The sequence below is a fragment of the Mariniphaga sediminis genome (assembly GCF_003573545.1).
GTDB lineage: Bacteria > Bacteroidota > Bacteroidia > Bacteroidales > Prolixibacteraceae > Mariniphaga > Mariniphaga sediminis.
The window spans coordinates 1-21,338 of sequence record NZ_QWET01000010.1 but is presented as its reverse complement, the minus strand read 5'-3'; the positions used below and the strand labels follow the sequence as shown (position 1 = coordinate 21,338).

15 protein-coding genes and 1 pseudogene are annotated in these 21,338 nt (G+C 41.4%); 10 read left to right on the top strand and 6 right to left on the bottom strand.

What is annotated here, in order from left to right; genetic code table 11:
* Window positions 1-21: 21 nt before the first annotated feature.
* The 9 genes and pseudogenes from D1164_RS14005 to D1164_RS24230 all read left to right on the top strand — a co-directional run.
* Entirely contained in the window at window positions 22-432 is a 411-nt protein-coding gene (locus D1164_RS14005; RefSeq protein ID WP_119350629.1) for a phospholipase D-like domain-containing protein, read from the top strand.
* 37 nt (window positions 433-469) lie between these two features.
* Complete coding sequence (locus tag D1164_RS14000; RefSeq protein ID WP_119350628.1) at window positions 470-2,581, top strand: hypothetical protein; 2,112 nt, start codon at window positions 470-472, stop codon at window positions 2,579-2,581.
* Between the two features lie 6 nt (window positions 2,582-2,587).
* On the top strand, window positions 2,588-3,364 hold the full coding sequence (locus D1164_RS13995; RefSeq protein WP_119350627.1) for a cupin domain-containing protein: 777 nt from the start codon (window positions 2,588-2,590) through the stop codon (window positions 3,362-3,364).
* Between the two features lie 110 nt (window positions 3,365-3,474).
* Window positions 3,475-5,895 carry a right-handed parallel beta-helix repeat-containing protein gene (locus D1164_RS13990; RefSeq protein WP_119350626.1) on the top strand — a complete coding sequence of 807 codons (2,421 nt, stop codon included), beginning with the start codon at window positions 3,475-3,477 and terminating at the stop codon, window positions 5,893-5,895.
* Between the two features lie 22 nt (window positions 5,896-5,917).
* The gene (locus D1164_RS13985; protein WP_119350625.1) at window positions 5,918-7,459 is read left to right on the top strand and encodes a Gfo/Idh/MocA family protein; all 1,542 of its coding nucleotides are present in this window, start codon (window positions 5,918-5,920) and stop codon (window positions 7,457-7,459) included.
* A gap of 28 nt (window positions 7,460-7,487) precedes the next feature.
* Window positions 7,488-8,018 carry a hypothetical protein gene (locus D1164_RS13980; RefSeq protein ID WP_119350734.1) on the top strand — a complete coding sequence of 177 codons (531 nt, stop codon included), beginning with the start codon at window positions 7,488-7,490 and terminating at the stop codon, window positions 8,016-8,018.
* The gene (locus D1164_RS13975; RefSeq protein ID WP_119350624.1) at window positions 7,987-9,198 is read left to right on the top strand and encodes an alpha/beta hydrolase family protein; all 1,212 of its coding nucleotides are present in this window, start codon (window positions 7,987-7,989) and stop codon (window positions 9,196-9,198) included. Before D1164_RS13980 ends, D1164_RS13975 begins: the two co-directional genes overlap by 32 nt.
* Window positions 9,199-9,590: 392 nt before the next feature.
* Window positions 9,591-10,220, top strand: coding sequence for a Gfo/Idh/MocA family oxidoreductase (locus D1164_RS13970; RefSeq protein WP_119350623.1), 630 nt, complete (start codon window positions 9,591-9,593; stop codon window positions 10,218-10,220).
* A gap of 12 nt (window positions 10,221-10,232) precedes the next feature.
* Window positions 10,233-10,391 (top strand): annotated as a pseudogene (locus D1164_RS24230) (hypothetical protein); the annotation flags it as partial.
* Window positions 10,392-10,681: 290 nt separating this feature from the next.
* Here D1164_RS24230 and D1164_RS13960 read toward each other — a convergent pair.
* From D1164_RS13960 to D1164_RS13940, 5 genes are all read right to left on the bottom strand, one after another.
* Window positions 10,682-11,827 (bottom strand): GDP-L-fucose synthase family protein, encoded by a 1,146-nt coding sequence (locus D1164_RS13960; protein ID WP_119350621.1) that lies wholly within the window; start codon window positions 11,825-11,827, stop codon window positions 10,682-10,684.
* A gap of 237 nt (window positions 11,828-12,064) precedes the next feature.
* Complete coding sequence (locus D1164_RS13955) at window positions 12,065-12,439, bottom strand: four helix bundle protein (RefSeq protein WP_119350620.1); 375 nt, start codon at window positions 12,437-12,439, stop codon at window positions 12,065-12,067.
* Between the two features lie 209 nt (window positions 12,440-12,648).
* On the bottom strand, window positions 12,649-13,830 hold the full coding sequence (gmd, locus tag D1164_RS13950) for a GDP-mannose 4,6-dehydratase (protein ID WP_119350619.1): 1,182 nt from the start codon (window positions 13,828-13,830) through the stop codon (window positions 12,649-12,651).
* A gap of 30 nt (window positions 13,831-13,860) precedes the next feature.
* Complete coding sequence (gene wecB, locus D1164_RS13945) at window positions 13,861-15,123, bottom strand: non-hydrolyzing UDP-N-acetylglucosamine 2-epimerase (protein WP_119350618.1); 1,263 nt, start codon at window positions 15,121-15,123, stop codon at window positions 13,861-13,863.
* Between the two features lie 1,014 nt (window positions 15,124-16,137).
* The gene (locus tag D1164_RS13940) at window positions 16,138-17,241 is read right to left on the bottom strand and encodes a glycosyltransferase family 4 protein (protein WP_119350617.1); all 1,104 of its coding nucleotides are present in this window, start codon (window positions 17,239-17,241) and stop codon (window positions 16,138-16,140) included.
* A 942-nt stretch (window positions 17,242-18,183) separates the two neighbouring features.
* On the opposite strand from D1164_RS13940, the gene D1164_RS13930 reads away from it, so the two are divergent.
* The gene (locus tag D1164_RS13930; protein ID WP_119350615.1) at window positions 18,184-19,386 is read left to right on the top strand and encodes a uracil-xanthine permease family protein; all 1,203 of its coding nucleotides are present in this window, start codon (window positions 18,184-18,186) and stop codon (window positions 19,384-19,386) included.
* 256 nt (window positions 19,387-19,642) lie between these two features.
* Here the strand turns inward: D1164_RS13930 and D1164_RS13925 are convergent, their stop codons facing one another.
* Window positions 19,643-20,683, bottom strand: coding sequence for a Gfo/Idh/MocA family protein (locus D1164_RS13925; RefSeq protein WP_119350614.1), 1,041 nt, complete (start codon window positions 20,681-20,683; stop codon window positions 19,643-19,645).
* Window positions 20,684-21,338 lie beyond the last annotated feature (655 nt).

Sequence of the window (21,338 nt, the reverse complement as noted above, 5' to 3'; positions counted from 1 at the left end):
CACTTTATAAAAATTCGAAAAATGAAATTTACAGATATAAAAGAAAATTTGAACAGTATTGTTTCCCTTGTGGAAAACGCGGAAGAATTTGTTGTATTAATTTCTCCTTTCAACAATTTTAAAGGATGGGACAGGCTTAAAAACGCTATTAATAAGGCTACAGAAAGAGGTGTTGATGTGAAATATTATGTCAGGGAAGGGGAAGGATATAACGGAATGGACGAATTAAAAGTAACCCTTTTTGAGGTTCCTGGACTTCATGCAAAAATGTATCAATCGGAAAAGGAAACTTACATCAGTTCAGGTAACCTGACCAATGATACCAACATTAACTGGTATATAAAACTTGATACGCAAGAGGAAGTTAATGAAATTGTTGAACAGTTTTATAAAAAACTAATCCTTCCCGTTGCTGTCCCTTATCAGACGTAATGGTATTGTGCACAACATATAAAACTTTCAGTAAGATATGTTAAAAAGGTTTACAATATTTGTTCTCACCTGCTTTTGTGTATTTCAAATAAATGCACAGGACATTGTTCGTTCTGTCGGTAATGCCGGTAAGATTGCCCCTGCTAAAAAGAACATCGTTCTTTCAGGGAGTTCCATAACCTGGGCAGCGGGCAGTATTATGGATGGCTTTTCCGGGCATGTAGTAGATTACATTCAAAACGAATTGGCAACAACCGTTTTATGCTCTGAAATGAAGTATCGTGCAGATGCAAAGGATTTCCATAACCCCTTTCAATACAAAGGAATTGGTAAAAGAATTAGTGGTATTGGCTCCAGTGTTGAGTTTGATTTATTTGGAGATGAAATTGCAATATGCCAAACCAAACTCCGAACTTCTGACTATGCAATGGTACAGGTGAAAGCCGATGGAGAGATAATAGGGCAGTTTTCGAACTACAATGAATCGGCAGGGCAAAAGGAGCAGTACTTTACTGGTGACGGGAATTCAGTAAAATTTCAATTAAACCATCCGGCAACTTATGCACATGAGGTCATAATAGACAACGTTTTGCAGCAAGGAAAAATTTACACGGGAGGATGGACTAGGGAAACTCCCGACAATCCGGGGTATTTGGTTATCAGAAAGCTGGATGAAAATCAGCAACCTGTTCACTTCATCTGGTTCAGAGTCCCACCCGAAAAAGGAGCTGAAATTTCGGTAAAATATAAATATGGCAGAATGGTTACATTCGAATATTCGACAGTCGGCCAAATGTCAACAGATGAAAAGAATGAGAGCCCTTATGGTGAAGGGGAAATTTTTTTCGACCCTGCCAGCCCGGCAAAACTGTCTTCGGGATTGGAATTTCGGAATATTGATAAAAATGCTTTTTGGGTTCACAAGTTTACCGAACGGAAAAAAAGACATTTTGAACTGGAAATTATTGACGGGCACAATCCGTATTTTATAATGAATTTTGCCGCGAACCGGTATCATAATTTTATGAATGCCGGGATTGGGGGATGGTCATTGGCAAATCTGTTAAATGCTGATGGTATAAACGATTACAATGGTTTTTTTCGTGCGTTTATTCCTGATATTATTGTGAATGAAAGCGCCACCAATGACGACTGGGCTTTTGGAGAAAGAAAGCTTAGCCGCACTTTGACCGGGCTGAGCGAAAAAGAAGTGAAAGAGCTTTGGGCACTCGAACTCAATAATGTAACTTATCAGGAAAGCACAAAAGATTACACTGCGAGGGTAAATACTGGTTTGATTTCGGATGTTGATGAATTTTCCTTAACCTGTTCGGAAGTTATCCGTTCAGACGTTGCTCACGGCGATATTATCAGGATAGGTACATATCATGGTGATAACAGGCAGGTCGTTTGCCGGGAAATAGATTCGGTGAATTTAGCAACCGGGGAAGTTACCTGGCTCACTCCGTTAAATCCGGAACTTATTCTGAATGTTCAGACTTTAAGTGATTTAGTCGGAGCCGAATGTTCTGTGCGCGATTTGTCGCGGTATCAGTTGGAATACGAAGAGTTAATCAAAAAACTTCAGAAGGTTTCACCTCATACCGTTTTGTTAATCACACAACCCGGCTTATCCAATTACCGGATGCGGCAACTATGGGGGTACGATATTGTTCACCGTAAACTTGCAGCAAAATACAATAATGTAAGCACAATTGAGGTAACCGACTGGCTATATAATTTTCAAAAGGGAAATATTTCAGGGAAGGAATTTACAGAACTTGAAGCGAATGGAAATTCAGAATTTGAATTACCGTGGAAGGGGCACTGGCAAGGATTCGAGGTGTGGGTTGATAACAAAAATGTATATGGTACAGATTGTTACATCGATTGCGGATTAGGTTACTCTGTAAGCCAGGAAGCAGTTGGAGAGGGACTCAACATCAAAAATGTTTATGACAAACGCCATCGTATGAACAGGAATATGCGATTGGTTTTTACCCAAAATATTCCGCATAAGGGGAGAATAAAAGTTGTAAAAGCCGACTCTGTCTGGTCGGGAGATTATTGCCATACCAACAGTACTGGGGCGTGTGTTTATGGACAAATTTATATTAGCCGTTTAAAAGATTACATAGACTCAAACTAACACATAATGAACAGAGAAACAATAGTGAGAAATAGGTTAGCAGAAAAACCTTTAGGGAGTGTACTCAAAACGGGAGTGCTCAAAAATGAAGTGCAGGGGGTAACAATAGAGTATATTTCCATAAAAGGGAAGTACAACTTCGAAGAGCTATCACAAACGGATACTTTTGATGTTTTGTTGAACATTTGTGGAGAAGGAGCGCTTCAGTCAGGAGCAACTGTTTTTGAAATTAAATCAGAAACAATTGTACGTATCCCATATTCAACAGGTTATGTAATACAGGTGGAGGAGGGAAAAGAATTTTCATTTATCCGAATCAGAAAGTTACTTGACGAGAAAGATACGCAGGCAGTTAAAAGAAAGACAGGAAATTTTGACAGGCTCTACATAAAAGCGCTTGTCGACTGCCCTGCCTATAAGGAAGATATTAAAAGTGATAAAACATTGAATCGTATGATTTTGCCTGATGGATTGGTTCCGCGCTTTGCCATGGGGTCAGTAGAAACGGAAGGTCCGGATGAAGTGGGAGAACACGAACATCCTATGCTCGATCAAATCTTTTTTGGGCTTGAAGGTTGCAGGTGCCGTTGCTTTGCTGATGGGGAAAGCATTGTTTTGACCGAAAATATGATGTTGCATATTCCGCTCGGTGCCAAACATTCAGTATCGGTTGAAGCGGGAGATAAGTTGGCATATATCTGGATGGATTTTTTTCTGACTATGGAAGGTGAAAAATATATGGGAGAACAACATCAGATAATTGAAGGTCAGGATAATAATTGAAGGAAGGAATTGGCTTGGCAGAGAAACTATCATAAATTGTTTTGTAAATTGATTAAGTGAATTTTATATCGTTGATTATTAGGTTTTATTGAAGTTAAAAATAGAATATTATGTTTGGAATTAAAGTCAGGTTGATAATTGAGATGCTTCTGTTTTTTAGTTTTTTTCTTCATCTGAGTTGTCAATCTTTTTCAAAGTCTGATACTTTAGACAAGAAGGGTACATATTATTTATCTCCTGATGGCGATGATAATAATCCCGGAACGCTGAATGAACCTTGGAAGACACTTGAGAAGGCAAATATGGCATTAAAACCAGGTGATACGGTTTTTCTCAGAGAAGGTACGTATAGAGGTATTATAAACCCTGTTTCCAGCGGAGAAAATCATCAGCAAAGCATTACCTACCAAAGTGAAAAGCCACACGGTGCAATTTTGATTGGGGATGAAAGTTCCAAATATATAATCAATATGGAAAGGAAACATTTTGTGACAATTGATGGGTTCAAAATGTTTCCTGCACGAGGGGGATTTGGGTACATTAAAAACTGTAGCCATATTACACTCAGTAACTGTCAAATGGAACAATCATCAACGGTATATATTCAACTTTTATATATTGATAGCCATTACAATCATTTACTTTTTAATTCTTTTTCTAAAATTCACGGTGATGGATGCAGATTTATGAATTCCGGACATAATGTTATTGAAGGAAATTCATTCAGTAAAATAGGCCACTCTCCTTTAAATTTTTATGCCATTTCATCGCAACTATCTTCGCATAATATTATCCGTGGTAATATTTTCCATAATGGATGGGGGCGAAACTTTGAATTGTTTAATCCTGATAATTGTTTATTTGAAAATAATATCATTACCAATGCGTTTAATGGAGCAAAGTCCGCTGATTCTTACAGTAAAGTACTTTCAACCAATAGTATTTTTCGAAATAACTTCATATTTGATAATTGGGGAGGAGTCATTGCATCAGGTAGTTATGATGCAAAACTTGGAGGAAAGGAAGGGTATGATCCCAGTCTTGGAGCAGATGAATCTACACCTTTAATGTTTGTCAATTCCCGTGTCTATAATAATACGTTTGCCAATAATCCTATGTTAGCCTGGGCTTTAAGCGACAATTCCCGTAAAAATGATAATCCCATACGTTCTAATATTTTTAAGAATAATTTGTTTTACCATAACGGATATACTGGGGATTTTACATTTTTTAAAATTAGAGGCACGGGTGTATCTGATGACAATTTATTTCTTTCCAATCTTTTTTTTGGAGAGAAACCTGGGAAAGCAACAATGAGAATGGGAGAGAAATTGTACACTGTAGGAAGTTTGCATGAGGAATTTCCTGGTCAATTCATCAATAATATAGACGCTGACCCCCTTTTTAGCAATTTTCAGAATCGTTGTTTTACTCTTGCCAAAGGAAGCCCAGCCATTGATGCCGGACGACCGCTCACAAAGACTTTGGGCTCGGGCTCCGGTACCGAACTTTACGTAAGTGATGCCCTTTTCTTTTTCGATGGCTTTGGGATAGAAGGAGAATCAGGGGATATTGTTTTTGTGGGCAAACCGGGGAATTTTGCCCGTGTGCTAAAAGCTGACATTGAAAATAACTTGCTTATACTGGATCGAAGCCTGCAATGGAAAGAAGGAGATTCTGTGAGCCTTCCTTATGCAGGAAAGGCGCCGGATATCGGTGCTTTACAATATGGTAATACAGGGATTTTAACGGTAACTCCGATGGCTCATCTGGTTACCAGCACTCCTGCGCAAGAGGTAACTTTTTCTGCAATAATAGAAGGTGGCAAAGGAAAAGTAGATATGATGTGGGATTTTGGCGATGGAAACGTAAGTAATAAAGCAGTGCCAAGGCATTCTTATAAAGATATTGGAGATTACGTTGTGCGACTCAAGTGCAAGGATACATCAGGAACAGAAGCAGAAACCAATTTTCTTGTTCGTGTGGAGCAACCGTTGGATCCCAACAAACCACTTGTGTACAGTAATTTTGAGCGGGAAGATTTTGAAGAATGGGGGTTTTTATGGGATCGCGGACCAAGCAGAGAACGATCCACCTATTATCCGGAAATGCGTGAAGATGGGAAAGGACAATGCATGTGCGTATCTACGGAAGGGAACAACAATACGTTGGCTACCAATATAAAATTAAGGATTTGGGATATAGATAAATATCCATATATTAAATTTTCATACCGGATACCGCCTGGTGTCCCTGTAGGTATTTGGTTAAGGCCATGGCCTTCTGAAGAACGTCCGGAAAGAGTATGTATTGGAGGAAGTCCGGCTAATTCCTCCGGGGAATACATAAATGTGGAGCGATATAAGTTGATTGATGATGGAGAGTGGCATACAATTGAAATAGATGCCAGAGAAATAAAGAAAGCTATTCCCGGATTAAACTTACTGCATTCGTTTGAATTTGAAACCTATGGCAAGTCAAAAGAAGGGCAGAAATTTTGGTTTGATGATTTTTCCATAAATCCATTTTAATATTATACCATTTTTAAAAGTTATGAATACCGTAAGAAGAGACTTCCTTAAAGGAATAGCTGCAGTTCCATTTTTGGGCTATTTCGCTTTTGCTTTTAAAGAGAACATAAACAAAGAAATAAGCGCGAAAAGCAAAAATTTATATGAAACATTAAAGATTCGGCAACTTGATGCTCCCGGCGCGAAATTGTTGCCGCCAACAGGAAATGACGGCAATCGTTTGAGGATTGGGTTGGTCGGCAATGGCTGGCGCGGAGAGCAGTTGTTGAAATCACTTGGTTATGTCCATCCTGAATTTATAAAACAGAACACAGTTGACGGAAAGTTTACAAAAAGGTTACAGGATTTTCTTGACCAGGAAGATCTGAACATTGAATTTGCCGGCGTGTGCGACACGTTCGATGTTCGTGTACAACGTGGCGTCGAAATTTCAACGGGTGGTCTTGGTCCGGGTGGAAAGACAAATACGTCTGCGCCTGCCAAAGTGTTTCCTTCGTACCGGGAAATGGTAGACAGCGATGAAATTGACGCCATACTGATTGCCACCCCTGATCATACTCATACCCAAATTGCTATTGCGGCAGCCAAAGCGGGGAAGCATGTTTACCTTGAAAAACCAATGACTCACAGCATCGAGGAAGCCGTAGAGTTAAAGAAGGTGATCAAATCAACAGGTGTTGTATTTCAGTTGGGACATGAAAACCGCCAGCAAATGAGCTTTAAAATAGCGCGGGAATTATATCAGAAAGGTGTACTCGGTGATGTTTCCATTGTTCAGACTTTTACAAACAGGAACACTGTTTTTGGAGCCTGGATAAGGGACGATGCGTTTGATCATAAATTGGGCAATAGGGATAATATCGATTGGAAAGAGTTCCTTGCGGGGGCGCCGTGGCACGAGTTTGATAGAAAAAGGTATTTTAGCTGGCAACGCTACAGCGATTACGGGACCAGTGTTACCGGCAACGATTTTTCACATAGGTACGATTGTGTAAACCAGATTTTGGAACTCGGAATTCCCGAAACTGTTGTGGCTTTGGGCGGGCAGCACTACTATAAAACCCACGGCGATATGCCGGATGTTTTAAGTGCGGTGTTTCATTACCCCAAAAGAAAACTGACAATGACTTATGACTGTTCATTAAAAAACAGTATTTACAGGCAATCTAAAATATTGGGTTCCGAAGCTTCCATGGATGTTGACCGGGCAATTATGCTTTACAAAGACGGCAATTCCGAACGGTATGCCGACATTCAGGCCAATCCCTCTGACCCCATGTATTATTATGAACCAAATACCGGTATCGATGCCATTTCTTCCGCCACTTCTCAGGCCTACATTAAAGGAGGTTACGGGCCAACTTATATTGATGGAAAAGTAATAGATGCAACCCTGTTGCACCTGAAAGAATGGATAGACGCCATTCGCGGGCACGGGAAAACAAGTTGCAATATTGATGTCGGTTTTGAAGAAGCTGTTACGTTTAACCTGGCCAATTTAGCTTATGTGAATAAGAAGCCCGTCATCTGGGATTCGGTCAATGAAAAGGCAATAGTTGGATAATAAAGATAATATCAAGCAAAAATTTAAAATGAAAAGGGGAAAAATTGAACATAGTTATTCAGACTGGCAGGTATTTGCATTAACTTTTTTAAGGGTTTTAATCGGATGGCATTTTTTATATGAAGGGCTTGTGAAAATTTATACTCCCGGCTGGACAGCAAAAGGGTATTTACTCGGTTCGGCTGGACCATTTGCGCTTCTTTTTAAAAGTATGGCCCAGTCGGAGTTTATACTTAATCTTGTTGATTTATTCAATGAATGGGGACTGGTGTTAATCGGGTTAAGCCTGTTTATTGGTTTATTTTCAAAACCTAGTAAAATTATCGGGATTGTTCTTTTGTCACTCTATTATCTGGCATATCCTCCTTTTCCCGGATTAGGAGAAAATATAAATGTTGAAGGAAACTACTGGATAGTAAATAAAAACTTGATAGAAATTGCAGCACTAATTTTATTATCTGTTTTTCCTTCAAGTTTTGTAACCGGATTCGATCGTTTTTTAACTTCAGCAAAAAAGAAGGAAAAATATGACAAACAAAAAGAGATTCTCCAGACGTAATTTTGTTAAAAGAAGTATTGCTACAGGTGGAGTTGGCATCGTTGCACCTGTTTCATTTTATAATTCCGATTGCCCTGTCAATTCTATTGAAGCACCCGGTACTATTGCTCTGAACGATGTTTTAACCGATTACCAACAGGAGAATGAAAAGTATGGCTTTGGTTTGAAAAGTGTTGAAATTTGCGATGAGGAAGGCTGGAAAATCAAACGTGATTCAATCATTCAGCGTTCCAGGATAATGCTTGGTGAAATCCCAGTGGTAAATGAAACCCCAGTAAATTCGAAAGTTTTGGGTGAGAATCGGTGTAATGGTTACAAAGAAAAAAAGGTGCAATTCGACAGTGGTACGGGCGATACTATCACAGGTTTTCTTTTGATTCCGGATGGTGCAGCTGCTTCTTCACCACGCCCGGGAATTATGGCATTACATGCTACTGGTCCTGGCTCTAAGCAAACGGTTGGCCTCGTAGCCAAAGAAGGGCGTTGCTACGGGATGGAACTTGCACTGCGTGGTTATGTGGTACTTGCCATCGATGTTATTTCTGCAGGAGAAAGGATTTACCCGGGATACGATGCTTATTACACCGATGAATTTTATAAACAATTTCCGCAATGGTCGGCAATGGGAAAAATGATTCACGATCATAAAAAAGGTGTGGATTTCCTTTGTCAAAAGGAGATGGTCGATTCGGAGCGCATCGGATGTATCGGGCATTCATTGGGAGGATACAATTCGTTTTTTTTGCAGGCTTTCGAGTCGAGAATAAAAGCTGCCGTATCTTCCTGTGGATTAAGTCCGATGGGCGGTACCAATTCTCCCTACCAGTTTGCCCGCAACGACTGGTTTGTTCATTTTAATCCATATTTCAGAGAATTTATCCGAACTGGAATAATCCCCTGCGATATGCATGAAATTATGGCGCTTTGCGCTCCCCGACCATTTTTTAATTATTCGGCCCGAAAAGATGCTGTTTATTGTCATTCATCAGATGGAAATCCGGACTTTGATGATTGGTGGCAAACAATGGATAAGGCGTTAAATCAGGTAAATGGGGTTTATGATATTTTTGGTAAAACTAATAATTTTATACGTGCTGAAACGAATGGCGACCATGATTTTCCTGCAGAGATAAGGAAGCAGGCTTATGCATGGCTCGATAAACATTTGGGAATGGAATAAGGATAATAAAGTCAAATTTTTAAAATATGAAACGTGGAAAGTGTATCAATTTTTCGGCATAGGGATTAGCCGGTGCAGCTTTTGGAGCATTAGCACTTTCCAGTTTTCTCTCCTCATGCTCCAATCCTAACCGGCAAATTTCAGTTGCCCTGATAGAATGCACAAATGAAGCTATCGGTTTGTTAACTGATGTTCTTGCCGGAAATGATTAAATAATCTTGAAGCAGTTTTTTGATATCGATGAAAAGAAGGTGGAAAAAGCGGTTCAGTCATTTACGCAGTTGGTTGGGTATAGTCCGGAACAGGCTTCTGACCTTTAGGAGATAATAAAAAGCAAAGAAACCGAAGCAGTTTTTGTTTTTATACCTACAAAACAAATTTCTGATGTGGCGATGCAAATAATTGATGCCCAAAAAGATTTGTACATCACCGGAGAACCGATATTTACTATCAAGGAAGGGAGACAACTGGCTGATGCCGCTGATGATAAAAATCGCATCGTCCAGTGTGATCTTTCGCTCAGGAGCAACCCTTCGGTGTTGGCAGCAAAAACCTATATTGATGGAGGAAAACTGGGACAGGGAGTCCATATTAAAATTTACAGTTTGCAAAAGAATGCAGATAATCTTTCCAATACAAGTTGCTCACTTGACCTTGCCCGTTTTTCTCACCGGAAACCCCGGGCATCCGAACTCTGTTTATGGCTACCGGTCAGGATTAGGGGTAAACGGCGAATTACATCGACAGGTTGTCACGTGAAATTTAAAAATTTTACCATAAAATGTGAATCCGGGTCGGCCTGCCAGTACATGTTAACATCGCCAGCTTCGGTAAAGGAGGAAAACCAGATTCTTCAATGGTTGCTTCAGGCAGAGCGAATTGAAATTTATGGTTTGGAAGGGCTGCTGCATATGGATCCGTTTAGTAGGAGTTGGCAGGTGCAGGGAAATGCGGGTAAAGTGCAGGCCAGCATGACAGGAGTACCGGAAAATGCATTGCACATTCAGAATTTTATTTCCTGAGTTCGTTCTCGGGAAATACCAGCCACAGACATACATCAGGCACACTTAAGCACCAGCTTGTTACAGATGGGCAATCTTGCCTGTGAGGCAGGAAATAAACAATTTATATTCGATAGTAAAAAAGAGATTTTTACCAACAACGAACAAGCCAATAATTTGCTGAAATCGTGAGTGCAAAAAATAGATAGTGATTGAGGAAAGAGACAAAATAGATTAATAATGACACATAAAATAAACAATAATGAAATATCTAACCACAAAAAAATAGTGACACATGTGGTTTTTATTTCAAAGGAGGCAAGTCTTAGTTGTTATATTTTTGAAATGCCGCTAGCAAACACTCAAAACCCTTACCGGAAGGAATGCAATCCACAAGCGGACCAATCCGTTGAAGGACCCGTCCATCCATATGAAGATGCAATCTGCAATCTCCTCTTAGGTTGGCAGGTTCTTTTAAGGAACTAGCTGGTGTACCACCGGTATAGTTTTTCTATCCCTTCTTCTATTTCAATTTTGTGGTGCCAGCCCAGGGAGTGAAGTTTATTTACATCCGTTAGTTTTCGCAGGGTACCATCGGGTTTGGAGGTATTGAATGTCAGCTTGCCGTTGTAGCCCACTGTTTGGGCAATCAGTTTGGCAATGGCTTTAATACTGATTTCTTTGCCGGTGCCAATATTGATGTGAGTATTACGGATTTCACCGGGGAGGTTGGAGACGGTTTGCTGCGATTGCTTTTTCGTTGTGTCTCCTCCTCGCAATGATGTACTTTCAATAATGTCAGAAAAATCAATGTTTTCCATCAGGAAGACACAGGCATCGGCCATCTCTTCGCTCCACAGGAATTCGCGGAGGGGAGTTCCCGTTCCCCATATTTCAACAGACCCGCTTTGTTCTCCGGCGGGCGGTGTAACTCCGTATTTTTTTAGAATGTTCAGTATCTCTGTTGATGAAGCATTCCCAGTAATTCCTTCAATGGGGCGTTTGTTCAGATCTTGCTGAATTGCCTCCCGGTTGTTTTCTTCCAGGCATTTGCCGAGATGGATCTTTCGCAGCAGTGCAGGGAGAACGTGCGATTTTTCGAGGTCGAAGTTGTCGTTTGGCCCGTACAAGTTGGTAGGCATCACCGAAATAAAGTTGGTGCCATGCTGGATATTATAGCTTTCGCATAGTTTGATGCCGGCAATTTTAGCGATGGCATAGGGCTCGTTGGTGTACTCCAGCGGTGAGGTAAGCAGGTACTCTTCCTGCATAGGCTGGGGCGACTCCCGCGGATAAATGCATGTACTGCCAAGAAATAGTAACTTTTTTACTCCGTACTTCCATGCATTATGGATAACATTGTTCTGAATCGCCAGGTTTTCGTACAAGAATTCTGCGCGGTACGTATTGTTGGCTACGATACCCCCCACTTTGGCGGCAGCAAGAAAAACATATTCCGGCTTTTCCTGTTGAAAAAACTGTTCGGTTGCAGCCTGATCAATCAGGTTCAGTTCGCTGCTGGTTTTACCTGTAAGGTTTGTGTAACCTTTACTTTCCAGAATTTTCCAGATCGCTGATCCCACCAGCCCCCGGTGACCTGCTACATATATTTTTGATGCTTTATTCATGATCTTTATTTTATCCGTTTAAGGTGTGACTTTTGACGATGGAGAGTATTGGGACGGTGAGACAGTGAGACGGTGAGACAGTGAGAAGATGAGACAAAGAGCACTGAGATGGTGAGACGATGAGACGAAGAGCACTGAGAATGGAGAGCACTGAGACGGAGAGAAGATGAGATAAAGAGCACTGAGATGATGAGTACTGGGATAGGAAGCACTGAGGATGGAGAGAAGATGGAATTATCAGATTGACCATTTTTCGGTTTGTTTTTGCATGATTACCAACATTCCAATTATATTTTCATATTCCTGATCCAATTTGCTGTACATTTCCTGCGAGATATAATTACAGGCCAGGGAGAAATCAAGCCAGTTTTGTGTTTCTGCTGCTTCTGCCTCACTCTCGTTTAATTTATTCGAAAACGATTTGGGATATTTTCGTCTACGAAAAGCTTCGGATATATTTGAACTGACGGATCTCGATGATCTTCTAATTTGGTCAGTCAGGGAATAAGTCTCTTCTTTCGGAAATTTTTTTGATATCATATAAATTGCCATTGCAGCATCAAAAGCCTTTTGGTATACTTTAAGCTCTCTATGTGATTTAATTTTTTCCAATATTGTATTCTACATAGTTTCTAATTCGTTCTCACACACTATCTTTTTCTCGCAGTCTCCCAATCCCACCGTCTCATCTTCTCTCAACTTCTCAAAGCCTCTCACCGTCCCATAGTCTCACCGTCTCACTGTCCCCATTCTCTCATCCTCCTGTACTGTTGCTCACCATTTCTTTCTGCCCATTTTTACATATTTCGTGGACCCTATCTTCACTCAAAGTAATTCAGCGTTCTGTATCCCCCTTCTCTCAGGTACCTGTCTTTTTGCATAAGGTGAATATCGGATTTAATCATATCGGTAATGAGGCCCTGAAGGTTGTATTCAGGTTCCCAGCCAAGTTGTTCGCGGGCTTTTGTGGCGTCGCCGATAAGCAAATCCACTTCTGTGGGACGGAAATAAGTAGGATCGACGGCAACCACTGCCTGCTCCCTGTTTCCTTCTGAAGGACGTGAAGTATGAATCCTTTCTTTCAAACTTTCAAGGTATTGTTCCCCCACCTTTTCATTGAAACGTTGTTCGTTTATGGCTGTCAGGAAACCTTTCTCTTCGGGCCCTTCTCCGCTAAATGTAATTTCCAGGCCAATCTCTTCGGCAGATTTCCGGACAAAGTCGCGGATAGTGGTGGTTATACCCGTCGCAATAACATAGTCATCGGGGTTATCCTGCTGCAGGATGAGGTACATGGCCTTGATGTAATCTTTGGCATGGCCCCAGTCGCGTTGGGCCGAAAGGTTACCCAGAAACAGCGTGTCCTGCATATTCAGGGCAATGCGGGCAATGGCGCGGGTGATTTTACGGGTTACAAATGTTTCTCCCCGGATAGGCGATTCGTGGTTGAACAGAATTCCGTTACTGGCATGCAACCCGTAAGCCTCCCGGTAATTTACCGTAATCCAGTAGGCATACATTTTTGCAACTCCGTAAGGAGAGCGGGGATAGAACGGCGTTTTTTCGGTTTGCGGAACTTCCTGGACCAGTCCGTACAATTCGGAGGTGGAAGCCTGGTAAACCCGGGTTTTTTTTGTCAATCCCAACAGACGAACGGCCTCCAGTATCCTGAGCGTGCCGATACCATCGGCATTGGCTGTGTATTCCGGAGTGTCGAAACTAACTTTCACATGGCTCATGGCAGCCAGGTTATATATCTCATCGGGTTGAACCTCCTGGATAATACGTGTGAGGTTCATGCTATCGGTAAGATCTCCGTAGTGAAGAATCAGGTTGCGTTTTTTCTCGTGCGGGTCCTGATAAAGATGGTCGATACGGTCGGTATTGAATAACGATGCGCGGCGTTTGATGCCATGAACAACATATCCTTTCTTAATCAGGTATTCGGCAAGGTAGGCTCCGTCCTGTCCGGTAATCCCGGTAATCAATGCAGTTTTGCTCATTTCTTAAATTTTAAAGGTTAAACGGTTAAACTACAATATTGTTTCCTGGTAGTTTATAATCTCCTTCACGCAGCGCCGGGCGGTTTGCCCGTCCCACATCTCAGGACGTTGCGGAATTCTTCCTGCTTTTAAGGCAGTCCGGTATTCTTCTTTGATTCTAAGGATATTATTTCCCACCAGTACGCTGGCGCCACCATGTTCTTTCAGTGTCACCGGACGTTCGGTATTCCACCGGAGGGTGAGGCAGGGCGTTCCCAGAACGCAACACTCTTCCTGGAGCCCGCCGCTGTCGGTAAGCATAATGGTTGCCGACATATTCAGCCGCAGCATTTCGTGGTAACCGATAGGGTAGAGGAGAAACAGATTTTTACAGGACATTGCTTTATCCCACAGCCCGAAGCTTTGCAGCATCTTTTTTGTCCGGGGGTGTATGGGCCAGATAACGGGCATCGTGGCAGCAACCTCTTCGGTAAGAAAGTTGAGTATCGGTTCGAGGATTTCCTTTTGATCGACGTTGGAAGGACGGTGCATGGTCACGACGGCGTAGTTACCCTCCCGGACTGCTGGAATAGCACCAGTTTCCTTTGAAGCAGAGATAAAATCCTGCACATGGCCTGAATCCAGTAAATTGTTTTTTATGATATCTGCGATGTCGAGTTTTTTTGCCTTTTCGCGATTGGCCTCAAGGGTATCGATCATAATGTTACCCACAAAGCGGATTTTATTTTCAGGAACACCTTCCCTGCGAAGGTTCTCGTTCGACAGTGTGTCTGGCGTTAGCAGTAAGTCGCTGAGACGGTCGGTAACGAGGCGGTTAATCTCTTCGGGCATGGCCATATCGCCGCTGCGGAGGCCGGCTTCAATATGACAAACCCGGATATTCAGTTTTTTTGCTGAAACCGAGCAGGCCAGTGTAGCATTTACGTCTCCAACCACTACCACCCAATCGGGTTTCTCTTCGATCAGCACTTTTTCAAAAGCAATCATGGTATTGCCCACCTGTTCGGCATGGGAACCGGAACCGATGCCCAGATTAATGTCGGCATCCGGAATTCCCAGTGACTCAAAAAAGGATCTGCTCATACGGTCGTCGTAATGCTGTCCTGTGTGAACCAAAAGATGTTCGATTGTTTTGTCTGACGTAGTTTGCTCCCCGGTGTCACCATTCGCCATTGATTCCTGTTTTTCCTCCGGTGAGGAAACTGAAGCGGTATTTACGTCCTGAATGGCTTTTATGAATGGTGCAATTTTCATAAAGTTGGGACGGGCGCCTACTACTGAGATAATTTTCATATTTTTTGGGATTTATGATTATACATTTTTTGTGCTATTTCGGGGGCGCAAGGTACTGAATTTATTTTATTCATGTATTTCTTCCTTGAATTGGGTATGGTTATTGGCAGGGGCGACAGCCATTTTGAGGCTCACCTTGAAAAGTAGGTGGAGAGAAAAAGTAATTACGTTCAACTCTCAATATTCATTTAGCTTCTTTTCTTCCTCGATATTACAGTCGGAATTTACGCTCTACTCTATCTTGAGCCAAAAACATAGCATCCGGAAGGAATTTCCAGGCCAAGGTTGACTTTTACTTCACCCAAAATCTTTTCAAAACTAACTTTAAAGGAGTGATTGAATATCACGAAACAATGTGGGCTCGATGCAAGAAACTTTACCTGCAAAACCTTATTCATATAACAACAGACTGGTTATCCACTTGTTTGGGGCCTTGCCCCAATCCCCATTTCATTTTTCTCCCAGATGAGAAAAACGAAACAAAAAGAATCATGTCAAAATTAACCTTTGCGTTTTTTCAATGTCGCGAAGTAGCCCGACTGACGGAATTTTGACACAGCCCGCATAAGGTATAGCTCACTTATAAACCGAAGTCAAAAATTGATAAAGCAGGCCATTCTACATATGGACGTTTAGGACATCGTAGCGATGGCCTCGGTCGGTGAGCCGGAAAACAAGTGAGGACGGCGTTAAAAAATTACTGCTGTTTGAGAAGGTACGACGAGTTTCAGTAATTTTAGCCGGCAACACGTAGCTTTTCCGAGTGAAGCGAACGCAGCCTAAACTTTTCTGTTTACCTCTTTGCGTCATGGCAAAGAGTAAAATCGGCCTGATAAGGCATAAAAATATTGATGGAAAATGTACCTGAAAACAGGCTACTACACCGGATTTCTCAGGCGAGCCCATTTTGATTTCCTGAATCCTGAAGTACGGATGGATCTGGTATTCGGGAGAAAAACAAAAGAAAAATCTTTCAACCCCGGGATGTGTATTCTGTACCCCGGTCTTCATCCCTTAATCCGGCCAGGTTTGCAATTCGTTCCAATTCTTTTTTCTTTCGGATAACCTGACAATAAATGAAGGAATAAAAGATAATGTGATGCCTGCAAAAAGTATCGTTATAAACTGAATGGTTATGTCAAGTGCCAGAAAGTGCAGCAAAACAGCCAGTAAAATCAGGAACAGGTTCCCGGAAATAATAATAAGCGTTACGGTCAAATGGTGGGGAACGAGGGCAAGAAGCCGGTGGTGGATGTGGTTATTGTCGGGATAAAAAGGCGATTTGCCGTTTATCACGCGAAGAACCACTACCCGCAGTACATCAATAAGCGGAACCATTACAATAGCCAGGGAGATAACCGGTGCAGAATCCAGGGACCAGGGATTGGCGTGGTTTAAATTAAATTCGTTGAACTTAACGGTGAGTATGGCGATAAGAAGCCCCACAAACAGCGAACCGGTGTCGCCCATAAACAGTTTGTTTTTGCGCCCGAACACGTTGTACAGGAAAAAACCCAGCAGACTGCCGGCCAAAGCAATGGAGATGATGGCATATTGCATATAACCTGCGAGGAAAAACCATATTCCAAATGCCAGCGAGGCCACTAAGGCCAGGCCCGATGCCAGACCGTCGATTCCATCAATAAGGTTAAAGGCATTGATAATGTACAGGATTGTAAACAGGGTAAGAAGTACCCCGAAAACGGCACTGATATGATGCCATCCGAAAATGCCATGCAAATCGGTGAAATGAATATTTCCGAAGAATATTAATATAATAGCGGTCAGGAATTGGAAAATAAACTTTTTAAAGGGAGAAACTCCTATCAAATCATCTTTTAACCCGATACCGAGCAAAAGAATAATGCTTAACATGATGTATTTTAGGGATACAAAACTATGGTCTTCCAGCAAAAAAGTAGCGCTGAAAATAAGGCCCCCAAAAATAGCAATACCGCCTAGTTGGGGAATTTCCTGTTTGTGAATTTTTCTGAAATCAGGACAGTCAAATAGCTTTTTGGCCCGGGCCACTTTTAATATCGGAGGTATAACAGCCACAACAACAGAAAAGCCGATGACAAAAGCCAATATAATTTGTAGTGTTTGTGATAAATCCATGTTCAGTATCTTAGGTAAGCATATTCTGTAGGTTCACGGGTAAACTAATTTCTGCAATAAATCCATTTTGACAGAAATTCAATAAACATATTTTCTAATGGTTGCATAGTCATAATATTTTCAGTAGCGTCAAACTGTTATTAATAGTTGCTTTATTTTTTCAATTTAAAACTGATTGTAAGTTTACAATCATCCAAAGTTACAATTTAATTCAAAATAAATTCGAATGAGTATGCATTTTTTTCTGAAGTTTATTCAAATGTTTGTTCATTATTAATCCTTGTAACTCATTTGTAACACTTTTAGAATGTGTGCTATTGGCTGCTTTTATTTTTGTTAAAATGTCCCGAATCCCCCCGGTGAGCGCCCTTTGGTAAAAAAACATCCGGGTTTTTATGCGGGATTTTAACCAAAAACTGTCAGTGAGGTAGTCAGATGAATCCGGTTTTGTGCTCTTCGTTCTATATTTCAGCGAATTGCAATTAAATACATTTTTTGGGAAGTGATACAAATCCGGGGTGATTGTCATATTATGATGGTGGGAGCGTGTGTTGCCGGATAGGGGTGAGGTGGCACATTGAAAATATCCGGCAGCGGGAAAATTGATGTTAATACCCACTGGAAAAGTGGTTTTCATCGTTTGGGCGATTTGGGTGAAGCTACAGGTTTTGAAAAGCCGATTGGAAAATGGAATCGTATCTATTACCATTTGAAATTTATTCCCTGGTTTAAGCGGAGCAATGCGTCCTGAAAATGAACAGGACATTCGTCACTGAACAAAATTTTAACCGGACATTATGGAAAAATCGTGTAACCTGTGGCAGCAAAATCCGCTATTTTACAGGAGATGGGTTTTTCTTTGTAGATTTTTTGTTAACATCTTTTTTTGAATAAATAACTGGAAAACACTTTTTTTGCGAAAATCAATTTATTCAATTTCAAATGAATCAAAAAACCTTTCGCGATCAGCTAACCGTGAAAAACACGGTGCTGGGAATCCAGTTTCTTTTTGTAGCCTTTGGAGCCACCGTCTTAGTACCGCTACTGGTGGGAATTGATCCTTCTGTTGCTCTTTTTACAGCAGGCATTGGTACGCTAATATTTCACCTGATAACCCGTGGGAAGATTCCCGTGTTTTTGGGAAGCAGTTTTGCTTTTATCGCCCCGATTATTGAAGCGACCAAACTTTACGGATGGCCCGGTACTCTTTCCGGAATAATTGCCGTAGGGTTGGTTTACGGCCTTGTTTCAATGCTGGTAAAGGTACGTGGAATAACCTTTGTCGAGCGGCTTTTTCCCCCGGTAGTTGTGGGGCCCGTGATTATGATTATCGGTTTGTCTCTGGCTTCGGCAGCAGTTGATATGGCTAAAACCGACTGGCCACTGGCCATTATTGCATTGGCAACGGCCATTATGGTGGTTATTTTTGCAAAGGGAATGGCCAAGCTTATACCTATTTTTATTGCCATTATTGTAGGGTACCTGGCTGCAGTGGTTTGGGGAAAAGTAGATTATTCTGCCATCAGAGAAGCATCGTGGCTCATGTTACCGCAATTTACGGTTCCACAATTTCACTGGCAGGCTATTTTGTATATGATTCCGGTAGCTATTGCGCCCATTATAGAACACGTAGGCGACATGTATGCCATTGGCGGGGTGTGCAACAAAAATTTTATTGAAAAACCGGGCTTGAACCGGACCCTGCTTGGCGATGGTATTGCTACGGCAGTGGCCGGTTTTTTTGGTGGGGTACCCAATACCACCTATTCTGAGGTAACCGGCGCCATTACCCTGACAAAAATTACCAATCCGTTTGTACTGCGCATTGCGGCTATTACAGCCATTGTTTTCGCGTTTGTTGGGAAAATCAGCGGGTTCCTGAAAACAATTCCCCAATCGGTTTTGGGGGGTATTATGCTGTTGCTTTTTGGTATGATTGCCTCCATTGGAATTCGTTCCCTGGTTGATTCAAAAATCAATATGGGCGAAACCCGTAACCAGGTGATTGTTTCGGTGGTACTAACCGTTGGCATTGGAGGGGCCATCATTCAGTACGGAACTTTCTCTCTTGCCGGAATCGGTTTGGCAGCTTTGGTGGGGATTTTACTGAACATTGTGTTGCCACAAACAAAAAAGGAAGAATAGCTTCTGGCTTTATCCTACGGGAGAAATAAAACCGACATACCGTATTAAGGAGCAGTTGTAAATCCAGGTGATACAATATATTTCCAGAACCTCCGGTGTATATGCTAACGCTGTATCCGGAGGTTTTTTTCAAGGTGATGCGATTTCCAATCGCGTCTAATTGTACCCGCGAATGCAATTCGCCGATCCCTTCGCCACCGGGCTGCATATTAAAATGGCATGGATTATAACCTAAAATCTGTATGTTTAAATGTCATTAATTGTCTATCTGGCATAGCAAATATTCTGGCTGAATACGAGGATCAACTTTTTCCCATTTGCCACGCGTGGCGCTCTTTTCAATAGCAGCCAGAGTTGCTGTTGCCAGCGCACTGTCATAGTAACTTAGCGGCCATTTGGCTTTACCCAAAACTGCATCAACAAATGTATTTATCTCATCTTTGTATGCCAGTTCAATAACATCTTTTTGTGATCCGTAATCTATAAATTCTTTGTAGCCGTCATCAAATTCAGCAGTGAGTTTTCCATTGTAAATATCAAATTCGATGCGTCCGTTTGTGCCAGAGCAAACCCCTTTTCTAACTGTTGATGGTGAAGCCTGTAATACGACAAGCTGCCCAAAGCTTCCTCCTGCAAGATTCATTTGAAGGCACCAGGTATCTTCCATCTCAGAATCATTGCCAAGTTGACTTCGTCTGCCTATTGAGCCAACTACTTCCTCTGCTATACCAAAAATTTCGTTAAGGTATAAAAGCTCAAATGGAACCATTTCACGGCCAGCAGCAGTATTCCTATGCCTTGCATAATACTCAACACCCTCATCAGGATGCCAGGAAGGCATGTACGTAGATAAGTACATTTGATAAGCATGGAGATCACCTAACTTATCATTCACAAATAGTTTCAATTGTTTAATAATTGGCAAAAAATGCATAGAACAAGATGTAGCACTTAACATACCCTTACGTTGAGATTCACTTTTAATTTTTAAAAAATCGTATGTCCAAAGTTGAGCTTCACAAAAATGATGAAGTCCATTTTCCAAAGCAAAATGAATATAGTCGTCATGCTGGTCAGGTGGTGTTGAAATGGACAAAACATCCGGCTTCCAATCAATCGCTTCTTCAAAGCTCTCAAATGATTGTATGCCGAAAGATTCAACACTCTTTTTAAGCCTGTCTTTTCTTTTATCAAGAACCGATAACGTTATATCCGGACGTAGCAACAAATCTCTTATTCTGCGACTCCCCATAGAGCCGGCACCAACCTGTAGGATACGTATTTTTTGTTTATTCATAATATCTCATGTTTACTTATATAATTGTTATTGTTTTGGCAATCACCTATGTCAGTAAAATTCCGGCAGGAACGTGGCCAACTCAACAAAAAAGCTATTTCATTCAATCTCTTTTCTAAAGATACAAACTACAAGTTTTCTGATTCATTCAAAGCAAAAAGATATAAGAACACTATTAAAATAAATTTATGATCTGCTACGGCATGATATTCCCCGGAGTGTTGTCCCTACCCATTTTCTCACCGATAAATCCATTACTACTGATGTGATTCAGGTTATCGCAGTGAACTACTTTTGCCTGCCATCAACAAATCATCCTTGCAGCTTCAGTACCAAAAAAATTACTCTTTCTCATAAACAATCTTTCCTGCATGATTCTGCAGGGCTGGTGCCGCCGAACTGCATATTAAAATGGCACGGATTTTAGAAGCCAATTCGCAACAGCGTAGGGGTGATGCGATTTTTAATCGCGTCTAATTGTGCCGGCGAATGCAATTCGCCGATCCTTGAGTTGGGCACCGGGGTAACTTAAATACTCCCCTTGTTTAGACAACATTACTTCAAAGATAAGTTAGATTTCGTTTCCCGCCCAATTGGGCGGGAAACGAAATCTAAGCGGCCGAGCAGAACACTTTCTCTGGCTTTTTATAATCCA

Bases quoted from the DNA above. Each gene is read 5' to 3' on its own strand.
- D1164_RS14005 (WP_119350629.1), top strand. From the start codon at position 22: ATGAAATTTACAGATATAAAAGAAAATTTGAACAGTATTGTTTCCCTT.
- D1164_RS14000 (WP_119350628.1), top strand. From the start codon at position 470: ATGTTAAAAAGGTTTACAATATTTGTTCTCACCTGCTTTTGTGTATTT.
- D1164_RS13995 (WP_119350627.1), top strand. From the start codon at position 2,588: ATGAACAGAGAAACAATAGTGAGAAATAGGTTAGCAGAAAAACCTTTA.
- D1164_RS13990 (WP_119350626.1), top strand. From the start codon at position 3,475: ATGTTTGGAATTAAAGTCAGGTTGATAATTGAGATGCTTCTGTTTTTT.
- D1164_RS13985 (WP_119350625.1), top strand. From the start codon at position 5,918: ATGAATACCGTAAGAAGAGACTTCCTTAAAGGAATAGCTGCAGTTCCA.
- D1164_RS13980 (WP_119350734.1), top strand. From the start codon at position 7,488: ATGAAAAGGGGAAAAATTGAACATAGTTATTCAGACTGGCAGGTATTT.
- D1164_RS13975 (WP_119350624.1), top strand. From the start codon at position 7,987: ATGACAAACAAAAAGAGATTCTCCAGACGTAATTTTGTTAAAAGAAGT.
- D1164_RS13970 (WP_119350623.1), top strand. From the start codon at position 9,591: ATGCAAATAATTGATGCCCAAAAAGATTTGTACATCACCGGAGAACCG.
- D1164_RS13960 (WP_119350621.1), bottom strand. From the start codon at position 11,827: ATGAATAAAGCATCAAAAATATATGTAGCAGGTCACCGGGGGCTGGTG.
- gmd (WP_119350619.1), bottom strand. From the start codon at position 13,830: ATGAGCAAAACTGCATTGATTACCGGGATTACCGGACAGGACGGAGCC.
- wecB (WP_119350618.1), bottom strand. From the start codon at position 15,123: ATGAAAATTATCTCAGTAGTAGGCGCCCGTCCCAACTTTATGAAAATT.
- D1164_RS13940 (WP_119350617.1), bottom strand. From the start codon at position 17,241: ATGGATTTATCACAAACACTACAAATTATATTGGCTTTTGTCATCGGC.
- D1164_RS13930 (WP_119350615.1), top strand. From the start codon at position 18,184: ATGAATCAAAAAACCTTTCGCGATCAGCTAACCGTGAAAAACACGGTG.
- D1164_RS13925 (WP_119350614.1), bottom strand. From the start codon at position 20,683: ATGAATAAACAAAAAATACGTATCCTACAGGTTGGTGCCGGCTCTATG.